The 19,237-nt window shown below is 63.5% G+C and carries 12 protein-coding genes and 1 pseudogene; 6 read left to right on the top strand and 7 right to left on the bottom strand.

Annotated features, from left to right (window positions below):
- The first annotated feature begins 4 nt into the window (after positions 1-4).
- From MO486_RS06520 to MO486_RS06500, 5 genes are all read left to right on the top strand, one after another.
- Positions 5-3,664, top strand: coding sequence for a Calx-beta domain-containing protein (locus tag MO486_RS06520; RefSeq protein ID WP_242905442.1), 3,660 nt, complete (start codon positions 5-7; stop codon positions 3,662-3,664).
- A 148-nt stretch (positions 3,665-3,812) separates the two neighbouring features.
- Positions 3,813-4,889, top strand: a complete 1,077-nt coding sequence (pdhA, locus tag MO486_RS06515) for a pyruvate dehydrogenase (acetyl-transferring) E1 component subunit alpha (protein WP_242905441.1) — start codon at positions 3,813-3,815, stop codon at positions 4,887-4,889.
- Positions 4,882-5,871 (top strand): alpha-ketoacid dehydrogenase subunit beta, encoded by a 990-nt coding sequence (locus MO486_RS06510; protein ID WP_242905439.1) that lies wholly within the window; start codon positions 4,882-4,884, stop codon positions 5,869-5,871. The genes pdhA and MO486_RS06510 overlap by 8 nt, the downstream gene beginning before the upstream one ends.
- 79 nt (positions 5,872-5,950) lie before the next feature.
- On the top strand, positions 5,951-7,312 hold the full coding sequence (locus MO486_RS06505) for a dihydrolipoamide acetyltransferase family protein (protein ID WP_242905437.1): 1,362 nt from the start codon (positions 5,951-5,953) through the stop codon (positions 7,310-7,312).
- Positions 7,313-7,456: 144 nt separating this feature from the next.
- Complete coding sequence (locus MO486_RS06500) at positions 7,457-7,843, top strand: VOC family protein (RefSeq protein ID WP_242905435.1); 387 nt, start codon at positions 7,457-7,459, stop codon at positions 7,841-7,843.
- Positions 7,844-7,900: 57 nt separating this feature from the next.
- On the opposite strand, the gene MO486_RS06495 is transcribed toward MO486_RS06500, so the two are convergent.
- Both MO486_RS06495 and MO486_RS06490 read right to left on the bottom strand, forming a co-directional pair.
- On the bottom strand, positions 7,901-8,989 hold the full coding sequence (locus tag MO486_RS06495) for a sensor domain-containing diguanylate cyclase (protein ID WP_242905433.1): 1,089 nt from the start codon (positions 8,987-8,989) through the stop codon (positions 7,901-7,903).
- 277 nt (positions 8,990-9,266) lie between these two features.
- A pseudogene (locus MO486_RS06490) lies at positions 9,267-10,499 on the bottom strand (tryptophan--tRNA ligase); the annotation flags it as partial.
- A gap of 235 nt (positions 10,500-10,734) precedes the next feature.
- Here MO486_RS06490 and MO486_RS06485 point away from each other — a divergent pair.
- A complete protein-coding gene (locus MO486_RS06485; RefSeq protein WP_242905429.1) occupies positions 10,735-11,565 on the top strand; it encodes a hypothetical protein in 831 nt (276 codons plus the stop codon).
- A 67-nt stretch (positions 11,566-11,632) separates the two neighbouring features.
- On the opposite strand, the gene MO486_RS06480 is transcribed toward MO486_RS06485, so the two are convergent.
- The 5 genes from MO486_RS06480 to MO486_RS06460 all read right to left on the bottom strand — a co-directional run bounded on the left by MO486_RS06480 (position 11,633) and on the right by MO486_RS06460 (position 19,128).
- Positions 11,633-11,833, bottom strand: coding sequence for a CsbD family protein (locus tag MO486_RS06480; RefSeq protein ID WP_242905428.1), 201 nt, complete (start codon positions 11,831-11,833; stop codon positions 11,633-11,635).
- 252 nt (positions 11,834-12,085) lie between these two features.
- Positions 12,086-12,235 (bottom strand): entericidin A/B family lipoprotein, encoded by a 150-nt coding sequence (locus tag MO486_RS06475; protein WP_242905427.1) that lies wholly within the window; start codon positions 12,233-12,235, stop codon positions 12,086-12,088.
- A 174-nt stretch (positions 12,236-12,409) separates the two neighbouring features.
- Entirely contained in the window at positions 12,410-13,333 is a 924-nt protein-coding gene (gene rocF, locus MO486_RS06470; protein WP_242905426.1) for an arginase, read from the bottom strand.
- 447 nt (positions 13,334-13,780) lie between these two features.
- Complete coding sequence (locus MO486_RS06465; RefSeq protein WP_242905425.1) at positions 13,781-14,110, bottom strand: hypothetical protein; 330 nt, start codon at positions 14,108-14,110, stop codon at positions 13,781-13,783.
- 119 nt (positions 14,111-14,229) lie between these two features.
- Positions 14,230-19,128 (bottom strand): RHS repeat-associated core domain-containing protein, encoded by a 4,899-nt coding sequence (locus tag MO486_RS06460; protein ID WP_242905424.1) that lies wholly within the window; start codon positions 19,126-19,128, stop codon positions 14,230-14,232.
- Positions 19,129-19,237: the final 109 nt, after the last annotated feature.

Genomic DNA, 19,237 nt, shown 5'->3' with positions numbered 1-19,237 from the left:
CAGCATGAAGATCTTCGCGCGCCGCCTGGCGCTCGCCACCTTGTTGTTCACGGCAATTTTTGCCGCCTCCGCAGACAACACGCCGCAGCCCCTGCCCTTCGCGCAGAGCTGGACCAATACGGCGCTGATTGCGACCAACGACAACTGGACCGGCGTTCCCGGCGTGGTCGGCTATCGCGGCGACAACATCACCGGCGGGACCGGCGTCAATCCGCAGACCTTGCTGGGCGAGGGCACGGTGGTCGTCAGCGTCATCGCCAACCAGACCAGCCCCAACACGCTTTCCACGGGCGGCGCTGCCGAGTTCGAGTTGGCCGACCCGGTGGCGGCGCTCAATGGTTCCGGCACCGCCGACGCGCCGTATGTGCTGATCAACCTGGACACTACCGGCCAGCACGGCATCAGCGTCGCCTACAAGCTGCGCGACCTCGACAGCTCCGCCGACAACGCGGTGCAGCCGGTGGCGCTGCAATACCGCATCGGCAGCAGCGGCAATTTCACCAACATCCCCGCCGGCTTCGTTGCCGATGCCACCACCCCGAATGCGGCGGACCTGGTCACGCCGGTGTCCGCGCTGCTGCCTGCGGCGGCGGACGACCAACCGCTGGTCCAGGTGAGGATCATCACCAGCAACGCCGTCGGCAACGACGAATGGGTGGGCATCGACGACATCACGATCGACGTGTCGGCCGGTCCACCCGAGCTGACCATCAACGATGCCAGCATCAGCGAAGGCGACAATGGCACCACGCCGTTGTTCTTCACCTTCAAGCTGAGCAAGCCCGCCGGCGCCGGCGGCGTCAGCATCGACTACGCGACTGCCGACGGCAGTGCCACCACTGGCAGCGACTACGTGGCCGCCACGGGCACTGTCGTGATCCCGGAAGGCCAGACCTCGGTCACCATCAGCATCGACGCGCTCGGCGATGCCGTGCCGGAAGGCGACGAAAGCTTGGTCGTCGACATCGTCAACGCCAGCGGCGCGCTGGTGGGCGACGCGCAGGGCATCGGCAGCATCCGCAACGATGATTACCCGCAGGTCGCGATCCACGACATCCAGGGCACTGGACTGCTGTCGGCCTACAACGGCCAGGTGGTGGCGACCGAAGGCGTGGTCACCGCGCGCAAGTTCTTCTCCAGCGCCCAGCAGCACGGCTTCTTCCTGCAGAGCCTGACCCAGGACGCGGACGCCGCGACTTCCGAAGCGGTGTTCGTGTTCGTCGCGGGCGCCGCGCCGGCGCATGCCGTGGTCGGCAACCGGGTGCGCGTGATCGCCAAGGTCAAGGAATACACGCCCTCGTCCAACCCGCATCAACTCAGCATCACCGAGTTGATCGAACCGACCATCGAACTGCTCGAAAGCGGCGTCGCACTGCCGGCCCCGGTCGAACTGACCGCCGCCGACCTGCGCGCCGATGCGGCACCAGGCACGCTGGAGCGCCTGGAAAGCATGCGCGTGAGCGTCGCCCGTTCGATCGTGGTGGGCGCCGCCGACGGTCGCATCATCGAGAAGGACGCCACTGCCACCACCGACGGCGTGTTCTACGTCACCCTGCCCGGCGTCGCCGTACCGTTCCGCGAGCCGGGCCTGTCGCTGCTGGATGCCACTCCGTTGCCGGCCGGCAAGATTCCGCCGCGCTTCGACACCAATCCAGAACGCCTGATGGTACGCAGCTGGGGCCAGATCGGTTCCCAGCCGCTGGCCGTCGACGTGCAGGCGGAAGTCAGCGGCCTGCGTGGCGTGCTCGACTACGCCGACCGCAACTGGACGCTGCTGCAGGACGTCGGCGCGATGCCGACCGCCACCGGCGGCAAGCTGCCGCAGGCCGTCAAGGACGCCGCCTACGAGGCCGTCACCATCAGCGGCTTCAACCTGCTGCGCTTCTTCGACGAGGTCAACGACGGCAACGGCGCGCCGGCCCTGACCGCCGCTGCGCTCGACAAGCGCCTGGGCAAGACCGCGCTGGCGATCTGCGACTACCTCAAGGCACCCGACATCCTCGGCGTGGTCGAGGTCGAAAACCTGCGCGTGCTCAGCCTGCTCGCCGAGCGCATCAATACGACCTGCGTGCGTGCGCCGGGTTACGTCGCCCACCTGATCCCCGCGCCCGCGAGCAACAACAACATCAACGTCGGTTACCTAATCAGCACCCGCGACAACGGTGCCGGCCAGGCGCGCGTCGAAGTCGTGTCGGTCGAACAGCACGGCGCGGACAAGAAGCTCATCAATCCCGACCAGAGCAACAGCGTGCTCAACGATCGTCCGCCGCTGGCGCTGCGCGCCGTCGTGCATCAGGACAACGGCGCGAGCTACCCGGTGACGGTGATCGTCAACCATCTGCGCTCGTTCCTCGATCACGATTCGCTCAGCCCCGGCACCAATGGCTGGTTGACCGAAGGCATGCGCGTAAGGGCCAAGCGCGGCCAGCAGGCGCTGTACCTGGCGGGTCTCGTCGAGTCGCTGCAGCAGCAGAAGCCGGATGAAAAAATCGTACTGCTCGGCGACTTCAACGCGTTTGCCTTCAATGACGGCTATACCGACGTCATGGGCGTGATCAAGGGCGAGGAAGCCGCTGCCGACCAGGTGCTGGACTACATCGACAGTCCGCTGAGTACGCCACTGGTGGATGGCGCGGAACTGATCACGGATCCTGCGCAACGCTACTCCTACGTGTTCGACGGCAATGCGCAGACGCTGGACCATGTGCTGGTGAACCAGGCGTTGCTGGGCAATGCGCTCGGCGTCAGCGTGGATCACGCACGCATCAACGCCGAATTCGGCGTCGACAATTTCGACGATGCCGGTACGCCGATCCGCGTCTCCGACCATGACCCCGTCCGCCTGACGATCGCGGTGCCGGCGTTCCGCAGCGCGAATCTGTCGATCACCGCCAACGCCGCGCCGCCGAGCGTGCGCGTTGGCGAAACGGCGCACTTCGAAGTCAGTGTCGCCAACGCCGGCCCGAATGCGGGCGAGTTCGCTGCGGTGGCCTTCGTGTTCGAAGCGCTGGTCGCACCGAGCATCACCGCCGCCAACGGATGGGCCTGCGCCGCGCCAGTGCAGGACGCCGCGACCACCACCGTCACCTGCAGCACTGCCAGCTTCGCTGCCGGCAGCACCGCCGCTTTCGCGCTCGACGTGATCGCGCCGGATGCACTGGGCGGCAGCGCCATGCGCATGGCTGCGGCGATCCAATCGCAGACCACCGATCCGGCCAACGCCGACAACCAGGTCGCAGCCTCGGTCGCCGTGCTCGCCGACGCCGACCTGTCGGTCAGCCTCGGCGGCCCGATCAAGAAGCTGCACTACGGCTACACCGAAACCTTCCAGGTGATGCTGCACAACGCTGGACCGGACGCTGCATGGCAACCGGCGGTGACGTTGCGCGGCGATGCGCCGGCGGCGAACGTGGCGATCGTCGCTCCAGCGGGCTGGCAGTGCGCGGTGGTCGACGACGGTGGCGATTTCCAAGCGAATTGCGTCGACGCCAGTGCTTTCGCGGCCGGTGCCAGCCAGCGCTTCGAGGTCGCGATCACGATTCCGGCGCGTTCGGACAGCACGCAGCTCCTGAGTTTGCGCGCAACCGCCAACGCGACGACGCCGGACCCGGATCACGCCGACAATACGGCGACGTATTCGAACCGCATCGTCGGCGTGCCGTAACGCTACGCCGCGGCGCCATGTCAGAAAAAGCGCGGCTCGGCCGCGCTTTTTTTTACGCTGTACACAACGCCCCGATCCGACGCGCTACGGTGTGTTTACGCGTCGCGGGTATCATCGACGCCTACGCTTCGGCTTGGGCTCCTCCTCGATGACGATCGCCGCACAGTTCCAGATCGAATACCTGCAATACCTCGGCCCCGACGGTGTGCCCGTCGCGGAACTGCCGCCGGCATTCGCCGATGCCAAGGCGCTGCTGCCGTTGTTCAAGCAGATGCTGTTCGTGCGCACCTTCGATGCGAAGGCGATCGCGCTGCAGCGCACCGGCAAGCTCGGCACGTACGCGAGTTCGCTCGGACACGAAGCGACGCATGTCGGCATCGGTGCCTCGATGCAACCGGAAGACGTGTTCGCGCCGAGTTACCGCGAGTACGGTGCGCAATTCATGCGTGGCGTGCGTCCGCGCGAAGTGCTGTTGTACTGGGGTGGCGACGAACGCGGCAACGATTTCGCCGGACCGCGCAACGACTATCCCTGGTGCGTGCCGATCTCGACGCAATGCCTGATGGCAGCCGGCGCCGCGCTCGCGTTCAAGCTGCGCAAGGAAAATCGCCTCGCTGTCGCGACCTGCGGCGATGGCGGGTCGTCGAAGACCGACTTCTACGCCGCGCTCAATTCCGCCGGCGCGTACAAACTCCCGCTGATCCTGTGCGTGGTCAACAACGGCTGGGCGATCTCGGTGCCGCGTTCGGCGCAGACCGGCGCGCAGACGCTGGCGCAGAAAGGCATTGCCGGCGGCCTGCACTGCCTGCAGGTCGACGGCAACGACCTGATCGCGGTGATGGAAGGCATGCGTCGCGCCGTTGCGCGCGCGCGCAGCGGCGAAGGCGGCAGCGTGATCGAGTTCATGACCTACCGCCTGCACGACCACACCACCGCCGACGACGCGCGCCGTTACCGCGGCGAGGACGAAGTGAAAGCGGCATGGGCGCGCGAGCCATTAACCCGCCTGCGCAGCTACCTCACTGCGCAGAAACTGTGGGACGAGACGCAGGAACAAGCCTGGGCCGAGGACTGCGGCAAGCGCGTGGACGAAGAGATCAACGCCTACCTGCAGACACCGGTGCAGCCGGTCGAAGCGATGTTCGACTTCCTCTACGCCGACCCGCCACCGGACCTGCTCGCGCAACGTGCGGCAGCCATTGCCCTGGAGAAGCGCAATGGCTGAGCCAACAGCGATTACGCTCATTGAAGCGATCACACAGGCGCTTGCCCATGAAATGCGCCACGACGAATCCGTCGTCGTGCTCGGCGAGGACGTCGGCGTCAACGGAGGCGTGTTCCGCGCCACTGCGGGCCTGTCGCAGACCTTCGGCACCGAACGCGTGCTCGACACGCCGCTCGACGAAACCACGATCGCCGGTTTGACCGTCGGCATGGCCTCGCAAGGCATGAAGCCGGTGGCCGAGGCGCAGTTCGACGGTTTCATGTATCCGATGGTCGACTTCATCGTCTGCCACGCCGCACGCATGCGCTACCGCACCCGCGGCCGCCTGAGCTGCCCGATGGTGCTGCGCGTGCCGTGGGGCGGCGGCATCCGCGCCCCGGAACATCATTCCGAAGCGAACGAATCGATCTTCACCAACGTGCCGGGGCTGCGCGTGGTGATGCCGTCGTCGCCGGCACGCGCGTACGGGCTGTTGCTTGCCGCGATCCGCGATCCGGATCCGGTGATCTTCATGGAACCCAAGCGCATCTACCGCCAGTACAAGGAAGTCGTCGCCGACGACGGCGAGGCATTGCCGCTGGATGTCTGCTACGTGCTGCGCGATGGCAGCGACGTGACGCTGGTGACCTGGGGCGCGCAGGTGAAGGAAACGCTGGAAGCCGCCGACGCGTTGGCGAACGAAGGCATCAGCGCCGAGGTCATCGACGTCGCCACGCTCAAGCCGCTCGACTTCGCCACCATCGCCGAATCGGTGAGCAAGACCGGTCGCTGCGTGATCGTGCATGAAGCACCCAAGACTGCCGGGTTCGGCGCCGAGATTGCTGCGCGGCTGGCAGAGGAGTCGATGTTCGATCTCGTCGCGCCCGTTGAACGCGTCACCGGTTACGACACCCACATCCCGCTGTTCCGCCTCGAGATGAAATACCTGCCGAGCGTGGACAAGATCGTCGCCGCCGCCAAGCGCGCCGTCACACATTCGTAGGGCGGGTCTCGACCCGCCGCTGTTCGCAAGACCATCGACAATCATGGCGGGTCAAGACCCGCCCTACGGAAGACGAACCATGACGACCAAAACATTCCTGCTACCCGACCTCGGCGAAGGCCTGCCCGACGCGACCGTCGTCGAGTGGTTCGTGAAAGTCGGCGATACCATCCGCCTCGACGAACCGCTGGTGTCGATGGAAACCGCGAAGGCCGTCGTCGAAGTGCCCTCACCGGTGTCCGGCAAGGTGCTGAAGCTCGGCGGCGGCGACGGCGCCGTCGTCGTCACCGGCACGATGCTGGCGGAGTTCGAGATCGATCCGTCGCTGCCGCAACGCGCCGAAGGCCAGGACACCGGGCACCACCACGGCGGCGGCCACGCGGCACCGACGAAAGCCACGCCCGCGCCTACCGCGGAGCCGGAAACGAAGACGGAAGTCCTGCGCGAAGACAGCGGTACCGTCGTCGGCGCGATGCAGACTTCCGATGCGGTCCGCAGCGAAGCCGCGGTCGCAGTCGGCGGTGTCAAAGCGATGCCGGCGGTGCGCGCGTTGGCGCGCAAGCTCGGTGTCGACCTCGCACGCGTGCGGGCGACCGGTCCCGAGGGCGTCGTGACGATGGATGACGTCAAGCGCGCCGCAAGCGATGGCTCCGCTGCTGTAGGAGCGACGTCAGTCGCGGCCGGCAGCGCTGCTCCGGCACGCATCGCGACTCACGTCGCTCCCACAACAGCAGCCGCAACCCGCAGCACGCTGTCGCAATCCGGCAAGCCGATGCGCACACAGCCGCCGGGCGTGCAGGCCAGCGGGCAACCGGAACAGCTCAAGGGCGTGCGCCGCAACATGGCGCGGGTGATGGCCGACGCACACAGCAAGGTCGTGCCGACCACGCTCAGCGACGATGCCGACATCCACGCGTGGACGCCCGGCAACGACATCACCGGCCGCCTGGTGCGCGCGATCGTGGCCGCCGCCAAAGCCGTGCCTGCGCTCAACGCCTGGTTCGACGGCGAGACGCTCACCCGCACCCTGCACCCGCATGTCGATATCGGCATCGCCGTGGACACAGACGATGGCCTGTTCGTGCCGGCGTTGCGCAACGCCGACGTGCTCGATGCGCGCGGCGTGCGCGAAGCCGTCAATCGCCTGCGCACCCAGGTCGAAGACCGCAGCATTCCGATGTCGGAACTCAGCGGCTACACGATCTCGCTGTCCAACTTCGGCGTCTTCGCCGGCCGTTACGCCACGCCGATCGTGGTGCCGCCGTGCGTGGCGATCATCGCTGCCGGCAAGGGCCGCCACCAGATGACGCCGGTGATGGGCGGTTTCGAATCGCACAAGGTGATCCCGCTGTCGCTGACCTTCGATCACCGCGCCTGCACCGGCGGCGAGGCCGCGCGGTTCCTGAAAGCGATGCTCGACGATCTGGCAAAACCGATGTAATGGACACGCCTCCCCCCTGCTTGCAAGGGGAGGTTGTGAGGGGTACGAGGCGTACAGCGACGAGTGCTTTCGCGACACCACGCAACCCCTCCCCAAACCTTCCCTGCCTTCGCAGGAGAGAGAGTCGACAAACGGAGCACTACGATGGCCCACCGCAGCCGCCTCGCCGGTTTCATCATCGATTGCCAGACCGACGACCTCGACCCCGCCGCCACGTTCTGGAGCGAAGCGTTGGGGGTGACGATCGCCGATCCCGACGCCGGCGACGTCCCCGGCACCTACGCGATGTTCGGCGACACGCCGGGTGACCTCCACATCGAGGTGCAGAAGGTCGACCATCCTTCGCGCGTGCACCTGGACATCGAATCCGATGACGTCGATGCCGAAGCGACGCGGCTGGAGAAGCTCGGCGCGAAGAAGATCGCGTTCGTGAAGCGCTGGTGGGTGATGGAAGCGCCGACCGGGCAACGCTTCTGCGTGGTCAAGATGCACCACCCGGAACGCGGTACACCGCCGAAGGTCTGGCCGTAGGGCGGGTCTCGACCCGCCGCTTTTCCGACGCGTTGAAACGGCGGGTCGAGACCCGCCCTACCGCGGTGTGTCGTCGGCAATGATGCGATTGCGGCCGCCCGCCTTGGCGCGGTACAGCGCCTGGTCGGCGCGATCGAATACGCTCTCCGGCGTGTCCTGCTCAGGCATGCCGTCGGCGATGCCGATCGACACTGTCAGTTCGAACGGAAGTTCCGCCGCCAGCACCTGGAGGCGAATGCGCTCGGCGACTTCGGCGCCGCCGTCGAGGCGCGTATTCGGCAGCACTACCAGGAATTCCTCACCGCCGTAGCGCACGGCAATATCGCCGCCACGGATCGATGTCGTGATCGCATGCGCCACCGCGCACAGCGCGCGGTCGCCGAGCAGGTGGCCGTAGCGGTCGTTGACCTGCTTGAAGTGGTCGATATCGAGCAGCGCCATGACATAAGGCGCGCCATGCAACCGTTGGGTCGACTCCGGATCGTCGTGCAGTTCCGCCAACGCAACGCGATTGAGCAAACCGGTCAGGGCATCGTGCGAGGCGGTGTATCGCAGGTCGTCATGGCGACGCTGCAGATCGTCGCGCGCGTGTTCGGCGCGACGTGCGCTCGCTTCGCGCTCGGACAGCAAACGGCGCTGTTCCAGGCCATAGCGGCGCAGTTCAAGCAGATGCTGGGTTTGTCGCGCCAGCAGGTCCAACGCTTCGAGTTGTCGCGGCGTCAGCACCCGCGGCTTCACGTCCATCACGCACACCACACCTAGCGCGTGTCCCTCGGGGCTCAACAACGGCACCCCGGCGTAGAACCGCGGCGGCTGCCCGCCGATGCGGCGACGCTTCGCGTAATTCGGATCGTCCAGGAGGTCATGCACGACCAGGGTGCGCCGTGGTGAATCGACTACCTGCCCGCACAGCGACTGCGCCCGCGGTACTTCCGCTTGGTCGATCCCGATTTGTGCCTTGAACCACACGCGTTCATGGTCGATCAGCGAGATCGCCGCAGACGGCACGTCGCACAAGGTCGCCGCCAGCCGGACGATGTCGTCGAACGCCTGTTCCGGTGCGGTATCGACGATGGCATAGCGATCCAGCGCTGCCTGGCGCTCGGCTTCGCGCTCATCGAAGAAATGGTGGGGTGCGGCGGACATGGGACGAACTGCGTACTACTCGGGCGCCGGACGGCAGCGCGGAAACGGGCGGCAGGATGGCACCCCGGGGGGCCCGCTTCCGTGCGGCGGCGCGCAGTTTACAGCCCCGAAGCACCCCGATGCCCGGCGTTCAGCTGGCCGGCCGCACCGAGGCCCCATTCAGCCTGACTCAGGCGTCCTCGACGGCGAACTGGGCCAGCGCTTCGACGATCTCAGCCAGTTCGACGCCTTCATGCAGATGCCCGATCAGCTCTTCGCCGAGCTTCACCGCCACGGTCTCGGCCTGCTGCAACGCCGCACCGCCTTCCTGCTTGAGGCGACCGATCAACTGTCCGGCGGTACGCGCCGATTCGTGGCCGACGCTTTGCAGCAGCACGCGGTCGCCGTCGACGAGCTTGAAGTAGAACTTGCCGTCGGCCTCGCGATACTGCTTGAACACCGGTAACGACGCTTGCGTGGATACGGTCTTGGCGGTCGCCACCTGTTTGCCGAGATCGCGCAGCCCCACCGCTTCGCGCAGGCGTAGCAGCAGCGGCGTCGCGTATTGCGCGCGCAGGCGAGCGGCGCCGTCGCGCAACAGTTGCTCGATGTAGGCGGGTTTTGCGATCAAGGCTTCGTACTGCTCACGCAGCGGCGCGATTTCGGCATCGATGCGCTCGAACAGTTGCTGCTTCGCTTCGCCCCAGGCGATGCCGTCGGCGAACGCGTTGCGCATCGCGGCGGTTTCGTCAGCCGTGGCGAATGCCTGGTAGAGCTGGAACACATTCGAGTTGTCCGCGTCCTTGGCCTCGCCCGGCGCGCGCGAATCAGTGACGATCGAAAAGATCAGCTTCTTCAGCGTCGCCCGCGGCGCGAACAACGGAATCGTGTTGTCGTAACTCTTCGACATCTTGCGACCATCGAGGCCCGGCAACGTCGCGACGTGTTCTTCGATCACCGCTTCCGGCAGGGTGAAATACTCCGTACCAGCCGGCCCGCCGTAGAGATGGTTGAAGCGCTGGCCGAAATCGCGCGCCATCTCGATGTGCTGGATCTGGTCGCGGCCGACCGGCACCTTGTGCGCGTTGAACAACAGGATGTCGGCGGCCATCAGCACCGGGTACATGAAAAGACCCGCGGTCACGGCGTAATCGTCGTCCTGGCCTTCGGCGCGATTGCGGTCGACCGCAGCCTTGTAGGCATGCGCGCGGTTGAGGATGCCCTTGCCGGCAACGCAGGTGAGCAGCCAGGTCAGCTCGTTGGTCTCGGGCAGGTCGCTCTGGCGGTAGAACCACACCTTCGACGGATCGAGCCCGCAGGCGAGCCAGGTCGCGGCGATCTCCAGCGTCGAGCGCTGCACCCGTGCCGGTTCCTGCACCTTGATCAGGGCGTGGTAGTCGGCGAGGAAGTAGAAGCTTTCGATCCCCGGCTGGCGACTGGTGGCAAGCGCAGGACGGATTGCGCCGACGTAATTGCCGAGGTGCGGCGTACCGGAAGTGGTGATGCCAGTGAGGACGCGGATGGGGGTCATCGCTTGCTGCTGCCGAAAACAGCTTCGCAGTTTACCTGCAGCCGCCTACTCCCTCCCTTTCGCCGCAGGCGAAGGGGAGGGTTGGGGAGGGGTGCTTTTGAGCTGTCCGCGATCATGCCCAGGCGCACCCCCTCCCAACCTCCCCTGTCCGCTGCGCGGCCAAGGGGAGGAGTAGACGCAACCCCGTTTTTCGTGCCCATGCGTTCCCATCCTCGCCCACCGAGGAGATTCCGCCATGTTGCGCAAATTCATGCTGCTCACCGCCGCCCTGCTCGCGGCCACCGCCTGCGCCCCGGCCTGGGGCCGGCCGCTGGTCGATGTCGACGTGATCGATCGCGACACTGGGCAATGGCTACCCGAAACCCCACATCGCGGTCGCACCTGGGTCGCTGGCACGCCCGGCCATCGCTACGCGGTGCGCCTGACCAACACCAGCAGCGAGCGCGTGCTGGTGGTGCTGTCGGTCGATGGCGTCAACGCCGTCACTGGCGAAACCGCGCATCCGTCGCAGGCCGGCTACGTGCTGGCACCGTGGCAGAGCACCGAGATCGCCGGCTGGCGCAAATCGCTCGACGATGTCGCCCAGTTCGTGTTCACCGACCTGCCCGATTCGTACGCCGCGCGTACCGGGCGTCCGGACCATGTCGGCGTGATCGGTATCGCGGTGTTCCGCGAAGCACGCCCGGTGATGCCGTACTACGAGCCCGGCCCACCCATTGCGCGCGAAGGTGCTGCCCGCGATGAAGCGCGTGGTGCCGCCCGCGAACGCAACGCGGCGAAGGCCGCAGCACCCGCGGCTGCCGAATCGTCGGCGGATTCGGCATACGGCATGCAGCAGCCACAACGCATCGGCACGGGCCACGGCCAGCGCGAATGGGCGCCGGTCGGCCGCACCGAATTCGTCCGCGCCAGTTCGCGGCCGTCGCAGGTCAGCGAATTGCGCTACGACGATGCCGACAACCTGATCGCGATGGGCGTGTTGCCGCGGCCGTATCGCTACGACAGGCCCTACTACGAAGAGCCGCGTGCATTCCCGAACGGCTTCGTGCCGGACCCTGGCTACTGATGCGGGACCCACAATGGAAACGGGCCGGCAAAATGCCGGCCCGTTGTGTTCATCGGTTAGTTACGCGCTAGTGCAGGGTACGCTCGAAGTCCTTGACCTCGGTTTCAGCACGCTCGCGATCCCAGCCATAGCGTTCCTGCAGCTTGCCGGCGAGATACTTGCTGTCACCCTGCGACACGTCGAAGTCGTCGTCGGTGAGCTTGCCCCATTTCGCTTGTGCCTTGCCCTTCAACTGGGTCCACTTGCCAGCGATGATGTCCTTGTTCATCTCGTTACCTCATGTGTGCGCGGCGGGGGATTACCGCCACGCCAGCATCGCAATCGGGACCTTCGCATCAGGTCAAGAAAACATCAGCATCCGGTTCAGAACCGCTGAATACGCGCAGCGATGCAGCCGTCGTCACAAACCAGACTGCGCCACACGCCCCTGCAAAAAACGGGCCGGCAATGCCGGCCCGTTCCTGCTTCCCTGCGCGCGCCGCAAGCATGCGTCGCGCTTCCCTCGCCACTCGTCGCGGCTTCAGCAATCGTCTTTGCAGTCTTCGGCCTTGTCTTCGATCTTGTCGCCGACCTTTTCGACATCCTTGCCGACGCCGGCCATGGTGTTGCAGGCGCTGAGCGCGCCTGCAGAGCTCAGGATCAGCATCATGATGAGAATCGCGCGCTTCATCGTCGTCTCCTTGGTTTGCGCCGCCATGAGACGCAAACCAGCGTGAAGCCGATGTCGAATGTGGCGAGGGGCCACGCCCCGGTCGTCAACGGTTCAGTTTCAGCGCGCCGTTCGCGGCGCACGCCATCAATCGCGCGAATTCTTCCTCTGGGCCCCGGATCACGGGGCGACGCGCTAATCGCGCATCAATGTCGATTTGCCGAACAGGCTCTCGACCAGGTCCACCGCCATGCGCGCGGTGCGATTGCGTTTGTCCAGGACCGGATTGAGTTCCATGATGTCGAGCGAACCCATGCGGCCGCTGTCGGCGATCATTTCCATCACCAGCGACGCTTCACGGTAGTTCGGCCCGCCCGGCACGGTGGTGCCGACGCCGGGCGCGATGGTCGGATCGAGGAAATCGACGTCGAAGCTGACGTGCAGGTGGGTGTCCTCATCCACGCCCTCGAGCGCTTCCTCGATCGCGCGCTTCATCCCGACTTCGTCGATGTAGCGCATGTCGTAGACGTCCAGACCGTGTTCCTTGACCAGCCGCTTCTCGCCTTCATCGACCGAGCGGATGCCGATCTGGCGGATCTCGCCCGCCTGCACCGCCGGCGCGTCGCCGCCGAGCTGGGTCAAGGCATTCGGTCCGATCCCGCACAGGCACGCGACCGGCATGCCATGCACGTTGCCCGAGGGCGTGACCTGGCTGGTGTTGAAGTCGGCGTGCGCGTCCAGCCACAGCACGCGCAGCTGCTTGCCGACTGCACGGCAATGGCGCGCCACCGCGGTGATCGAGCCGATGCCGAGGCAATGGTCGCCTCCCAGCAGGATCGGCATGCGTTCCAGGCGCAACTCGACCGCGACCGCATCCATCACCAGCCGGTTCCAGGCAACCACTTCCGCCAGATGGCGATAGCCGTCGACCGGTTTCTGCCAGGGATTGCGCGGACCATCGAGGTTGCCGCGATCGATGACGTCGATGCCACGCGCGAGCAGTGCTTCGCCAAGGCCGGCGATACGCAACGCCTCCGGCCCGAGGCGCGCGCCGCGATGGCCAGCGCCAACATCGGTCGGTGCGCCGATGATCGAGACCGGGGGATACGTTCTAGTCACAGCGGGTCCTGCTCACAGCGGGCGACTCATCGCGTGTCCTTCGTGGTGCGGCACCCGGCTCCTAAAAGTCGGGGTATGCGTTTGATTTAATTGAAAGTTATTCAAAGATATTTGGGAATATGCCCCCAAATATGCCCCCACGTTGCGGCCGCTGCAGCCCGCGGGTCTCCTTGCGGCCAAGTGTACCGTCGCCCGAATCAGAGAATTATCACACACGCGCCACCGGCAAGCGCGGCCCGGCATTTCTCCATCCACAGCAACGCATGGTCAGCGCGGTGTTGGATTCTTTGCTCGCGCAAGCCGGCCGATAGGTTCGTCAACGCTTCAAAAGCACAAGGCCCGCAGCGATGCGGGCCTTGTGCTTTATCGGTCAGGAAACTGTTCTCTGACCCCTGTTTTTCCTCGCGTCAAAAAGTGTCTCTCTGACACCGTTTTCCCCTTTGTGCTTTACGGTATCGGCTTAGTTGCCCCCGCCCCCCTTGATCGCGAATGGGTATCGATTTCCTCGATATTCACAATTTTCCCGTCGCTGACCGTAATGACAACTGTCTTCTTAGCTACTACTTTTCCGTTCTCGATCGACAAGAACGGAATAGAAATCTTGTTTATCAATTCTGTGCCACTAGCGTAGACCGTAATTAGCTGAGTTCCGTTGATCCATGGCTTTCCCTGTACGCGATTCAGGCTGTCGGATAAATCTACGCTGTGATCACCCTGCTTCAACTTCGCATTGATCTTGGCGACTGAGTCGCCCTGATCGCCGACGGATATGTCCACACAAACGTTCCCAGCATCACAAAAGGACAGTCGCTTCCACTCCAGTGAACCATTTGAAGAAGCGAATGCGCACGCACTTAGAAGGGTAAGGTTCAAGAAAAAGAGAATAGCTCTTAGTTTCACTGCACTAGCTCCTTGGTTCCCTTGCCTTCTTGATAGTAGAGGGCTCCGTCAATGATCACAAAGCCTGGGCCGTCTGCGTAGTCGTGGTCCGAGAATCCACTTTCTATGTCGATTGTTGCGCCCTCTGGATATCTATATCCTGACAGGACTTCATCAACGGCCGTCGCTTCAACTCCGCCACTTAGATGATTGTGAATTGACTTCCCAATACCGTACTCACACCCTGTCGGAAGGCATGACAGGCGACCATTATTCGTAGTGATAACTACGCTAAAGGGTCCTTCTTTTGTTGGGCATATCCTGCCGCACAACTCCATCTGCATGACTCCCGCCTGGGTCACAATGAATCCAGCCGCATTTTTTGCGGCCTCTATTTCTGTTTTTCCTGAAACCGTCCCAACCACAGTCCATGAAATAACGGTGATCTTTGGCGTCGGACCAGCCTCCTTTCGGGCCGCTTGTGCCCACTCCATGTATTGGTCCCATGTCTGAAAGGATTCAGACGGACGCCACCCATCCGGCACCCGCCCGTCCGGATCTGTAAATCGATACGGATTGTTGTTCGCGTACCAATACCGGTTGAAGTTAGCACCGGTGTTGCTGTTTGCAGTGACGGGATCGACCGACAGGAACCTGCCGATCCCGGGGTCGTAATAGCGCTGCTGCATATACGTCAGTCCCGTCGCCGTATCCTCCACATGCCCGGTGTATCCCGGACCGTCATGGACCGCCCGGTTCAGCACCTTGCCGAAAGGCTCGTACTCACTGCGCTCGATCAGGTTGCGACTGGCATCGGTCACCGCCACCGGACTGCCCAACGCATCGGTGTGCTGGTATTTCACCACGTGGTTGCTCGTCCCGATCGGCGTCTCGCGCGCGGCTACCAAACTGCCACCCAGATAGAAGTAGGCAAAGTACTTGTTCTGACGCGTGTCCTGCTGATAGCGCAGCACACCACTCAGGTCGTATTGCGACAGGATGTTGCCATTGGCATACCCCGGGGCCCAGGCCAGCGCCCGGCGCCCATGACCGTCGTAGCGATAGTGTTCCTTGCCGGTGACGACCCGCAGGCGATTGCCGAAGTCGAAGTCGTAGTTCTGACTGTTCTTGTAGTCCAGATTGCCTTGCACGTCGTAGGTAAGCGCCGTTATGGCCGCGCCTGAATTGCAATCCGCATTGGCGCGGACGAATTCCAGCCGGTGATTGGTGCCGTAGCAGTAGTAATGATCGCGTGCGGCTGCCCCACCAACATTGACGCGCGTCAGGTTGTCGAGCACATCGTATTCGTAGTTGGCGCCCGCGCTGCCGTACATCGGCGAGACCACAGTCTTGAGGCGGTCCAAGCCGTCGTAGGTCATTGTGCGATTGCCGTTGACCGACACCGCATCGCTGATCGCTGCGACATTGCCGTTCTGGTCGAAGTCATAACCGTTATCCAGCGCGGAAACGCCGCCGTAGGCGTCCTTGCTGCGGTCGGGCAACTGACGCGTGTTTTGATCCAGCGTATGGATGATGCCGTTGCCATAGGTGAACTGGGCAATGGCGCCGTTCGGGTGGTAGCTGACACCGGTGGCGTAGGTCCCTGCCTTGGTCGGTTGGCCCAAGGCATTGGGGGCATAGTCCACCGTGACGTTGTTGGGGTAGACGTGCGTCGACAGGTTGCCGTTGCCGTCATAACCGTAGCCGAGGCCCCAGGTGTACCACTCGGGCTGGCTGATCGATTCGCCTTGCCCATCCAGCAGCCGGCGTCGGTTGTAGTGATAGGCGTTGATCACCGGAACGCCATTGTTGGCGGCGTTGTACGTCGTGATCTGCTCGGGCTTGCTGTCCGAGGTATAGGTCCAGACCTGGTTACCTACGCCGTCGGGGAAAGTGAGAGTCTTGATCCGATTGCGGGCGTCGTAGGTCCGGTCGACACGGCGCCCAGTGGTATCAATGGTGCAATCGGTGGTGCTGGACCATGGCAGCCCGGCGGCAGACCAGGCGAGGTTGCCGGCCGCGTCATAGCCCATGGCCGTCGTGCCCGTCTCCAGCTCGACGCGCTTGCAAAGTTGCTGGTTGGCGTCATAGACGTAGTAGCGGCCGTTCCATACAGAGCTGTCGGCATTGCTCCGCACCAGCGTGGTCGGTTTACCGAACGCATCACGGTAAACCTGCGTGCGCGCGCCTTCCGGCAAGAGCATGACCTTAGGCAAGTCCTGTGTCGGCTGGTCGTAGGCGTAGTACGACGTGGTGACAGCCTGATTGCGCGGGTTAGTCGTCTTGGTCTGGAAGCCGGTCAGGTACTCGGTCGTGGAAGCCAGGACGCCAAGTTCGGAATCCTGTTCGACCCGCATGACGCGGTCGAGGGCGTCGTAGAAGGTACGGTTGCCTTGGGTGACCGTGGCGTAGTCGCTCAGTGATGCGAGCGGATAGGACTGGAAAGCTGAGCGGCCGTTGGCGTCATAGCGAGTGACGCTCACACTTCGGGTCGCCGCGACATTGCCTGCGTCATAACGCTCACTGACCAATGGACGCCACATCGCGTCGTAGTAAGTAACCTGCTGGCCATTGCCTGTACTGACTGTTTGCTTCCAGTGACCCGTGGGGATGCCGTACTCGGTTGCTCCGACTGGCTCAAAGGTGCGGGTAGTCGCGACCCATTTACTGGTGTCGCACACCTCGAGCTGGGTTTCGGACGGATGGGTGATGCTGGTCAGCCCGCCCATGTCATCAAAGCCATAGCAGGTTCTGTACTTGTTCTCGTCCTGGACCCAGTCGATCCAGCCGTTGTCGTTGACTTGCGCCGATTTGCTGACGGCGGTGGGCTGATCCGGCGTAGCGGGATACTGGATGAGCTGCGGAATGCCGCGCTTCCAGCCCGACAGTGTGATCGTGTTGTTTCGACCGTCCGTTACCTGTCGCAGTGTGCCATTGGTGTAATAGGCCAGGGTGTTCTGCAGTTTGTTAAAGCCGTAGTTGGCCGTCGGCAATGCAGTGACGGCGTGGTAATCGGTACGCGACACCTCGATACCATTCGTGGTGAGCTTCTTGACCTGTCCGATCACCCATTTGCCGACGTTGTTTTCATAGTCGGTGACGTCGGTGTTGCTGTAACCCAATGAACTCGACCGCGTCACGCTGAGCGGGGCAGCGAACTCGTCGAAACTATTGGCTTGCCAGGTGAAAGTCGTGCCTTGCTGTGTGATGAGGCGCTTCTTGGTCGGCGTCCAAACCGAATCCTTACCGCTATTGGAGTGGTAGTCCGTCATGGCGTTGCCGAGTGAACTCGGATACGGGCCCTGGTTGAATAGCGCGTACTCAAGGCTCTCACTGCGCAGCAGCGTCGAGGTGCCCTGATAGAACTCGGTCTTGAGCAGCTTGCCTTCCGTCACGCCCCAACGATTACTGTGGGCGTAGCGCGTGAGGTTACCGTCGGGATCGACGACATCGACCCATTTGGTGTCAGGACAGGTTCCTGCTGAGGCGCAGGGATCAAGTGATGTGCTGCCTTCTGCGGTGGGATAGGTGTAGGTCCACGCTTGAACGGGCAAACCTGGACCGGAGAACTCCTTTCGGGTCAGCGAGACGGTGCCGAACAGCGGTGGAATGTCTTCGTAGGGATCGAAAATGTCTTGCCCAACCTGGGACGTATGGCAATAGCTGTCGACATAACTGCGGGCATGCCAAGTTGTGCCGACGGTAAATTTGCCTATCAAGCCGCTGGGATGGGTGATGGTCATGACCGTCCCCCCAGCCGTATTCGGTCGCGTGCGGGTCTCGCACTTATTGAGATCTTTATCAGTGAGGGCTTGCCCCTGCCCCGTCAGCCCCGACAGGAAGCTCCAACGGGAGTCGTCCGGAAGCACCACGGCAGACAGCACCGCGTAGGTCGGTGCAATGGTGCTGTACTCATAGCGCCAGACGCGCGGATTGCTGAGCGCAGGTTGCACCGTGATCCGATCGATCAAGCGGGCATCGGTCCGCCAAGCAATCTCAACACTTCGGCCATCGCTCGCTGTGATCGCAGTGAGCTTGTCGCCGGAATACTGATAGATCAGCGAATTGCCAAAGCGGTCTTCGATGCGCGAGACGTACATCGTTGCGAGCATGCGCGGTTGCTTTAGGCGCGTACCGGAATAGTGATCGATCTCATAAATCGTGTCAGCACGCTCGCCAACAAGGTAGTCGAACCAATACTTCGTGCCGTCCGGTGAGACGACGAAAAAGGCTTCGCCCACCTCGCTGGTATTGTTGATGTTGTTGCCGTTGCTGGTGCTGCTCAAGCAGCCGATCTGCCAGTTCTGCTGAGTGACCGCCGGGAAGGCAATCGGATTGCCGCCTGCGTTGGTCATCGTCGGCATCAGCGTGTTCTGCACTGAACGCTGCAAAATCGGCTGGCGCCCGCCGCTTTCGGTCACCAACTCGATGCCGTTCCACCACACGGCTTCGACCCCTCGATCGCTGTAGGGCACATCGAAATGACTGCATCGCGCATATCGATTTGGGTCACCTGAGGAGCTAACTACCCAATTCTCGCCGGGTTGGCCAATGCTATAGGCCTCCAGCGGCGCGCTAGTCATCGTTTCAATACGCGGGATCGACAGCATCCAATTGCCCATGACCATGGGACGTTGGATGGCTTCACGGGTTTGAGACGATGCGACCTCTCGAACGAGGGAAATCGTGGGGCCGGTGCCTTCGAGAACGATGTCCGTCTGCTTGAAGGTCAAATCACCCGTATAGAGGTTGACCTGTTCGCCGAAGGGCGTTTCACCATGCGGTTGCACGGTCTCGTAGACCTTGATCCGTCGCGCATACTCAGTGTCAGGTGAAACCTCAGCAGCTTGTACGTCGATCGACGCGGCCGCGACCAAAGACAGGGCCAGCAGTGGCCCTGATTTCCAAAACGACATTCCCAACTCCCCGTGCCGGTAGGGGCCACGGTTGGGCCCCCAATACCAAGTGGCATTGTATTGGCTAGGCAAAGGGGAATTTCAGATTTTCGCTTGTTTCGTCAGCCGA

The sequence above is a fragment of the Lysobacter sp. CFH 32150 genome (assembly GCF_022758295.1).
Lineage (GTDB): Bacteria > Pseudomonadota > Gammaproteobacteria > Xanthomonadales > Xanthomonadaceae > CFH-32150.
The sequence above is the reverse complement of the archived record's forward strand: the minus strand, read 5'-3'. Positions and strand labels throughout refer to the sequence as shown.

Excerpts from the sequence above, each read along its gene's own strand:
- MO486_RS06520 (WP_242905442.1), top strand. The coding sequence starts at position 5 with ATGAAGATCTTCGCGCGCCGCCTGGCGCTCGCCACCTTGTTGTTCACG.
- pdhA (WP_242905441.1), top strand. The coding sequence starts at position 3,813 with ATGACGATCGCCGCACAGTTCCAGATCGAATACCTGCAATACCTCGGC.
- MO486_RS06510 (WP_242905439.1), top strand. The coding sequence starts at position 4,882 with ATGGCTGAGCCAACAGCGATTACGCTCATTGAAGCGATCACACAGGCG.
- MO486_RS06505 (WP_242905437.1), top strand. The coding sequence starts at position 5,951 with ATGACGACCAAAACATTCCTGCTACCCGACCTCGGCGAAGGCCTGCCC.
- MO486_RS06500 (WP_242905435.1), top strand. The coding sequence starts at position 7,457 with ATGGCCCACCGCAGCCGCCTCGCCGGTTTCATCATCGATTGCCAGACC.
- MO486_RS06495 (WP_242905433.1), bottom strand. The coding sequence starts at position 8,989 with ATGTCCGCCGCACCCCACCATTTCTTCGATGAGCGCGAAGCCGAGCGC.
- MO486_RS06485 (WP_242905429.1), top strand. The coding sequence starts at position 10,735 with ATGTTGCGCAAATTCATGCTGCTCACCGCCGCCCTGCTCGCGGCCACC.
- MO486_RS06480 (WP_242905428.1), bottom strand. The coding sequence starts at position 11,833 with ATGAACAAGGACATCATCGCTGGCAAGTGGACCCAGTTGAAGGGCAAG.
- MO486_RS06475 (WP_242905427.1), bottom strand. The coding sequence starts at position 12,235 with ATGAAGCGCGCGATTCTCATCATGATGCTGATCCTGAGCTCTGCAGGC.
- MO486_RS06460 (WP_242905424.1), bottom strand. The coding sequence starts at position 19,128 with ATGTCGTTTTGGAAATCAGGGCCACTGCTGGCCCTGTCTTTGGTCGCG.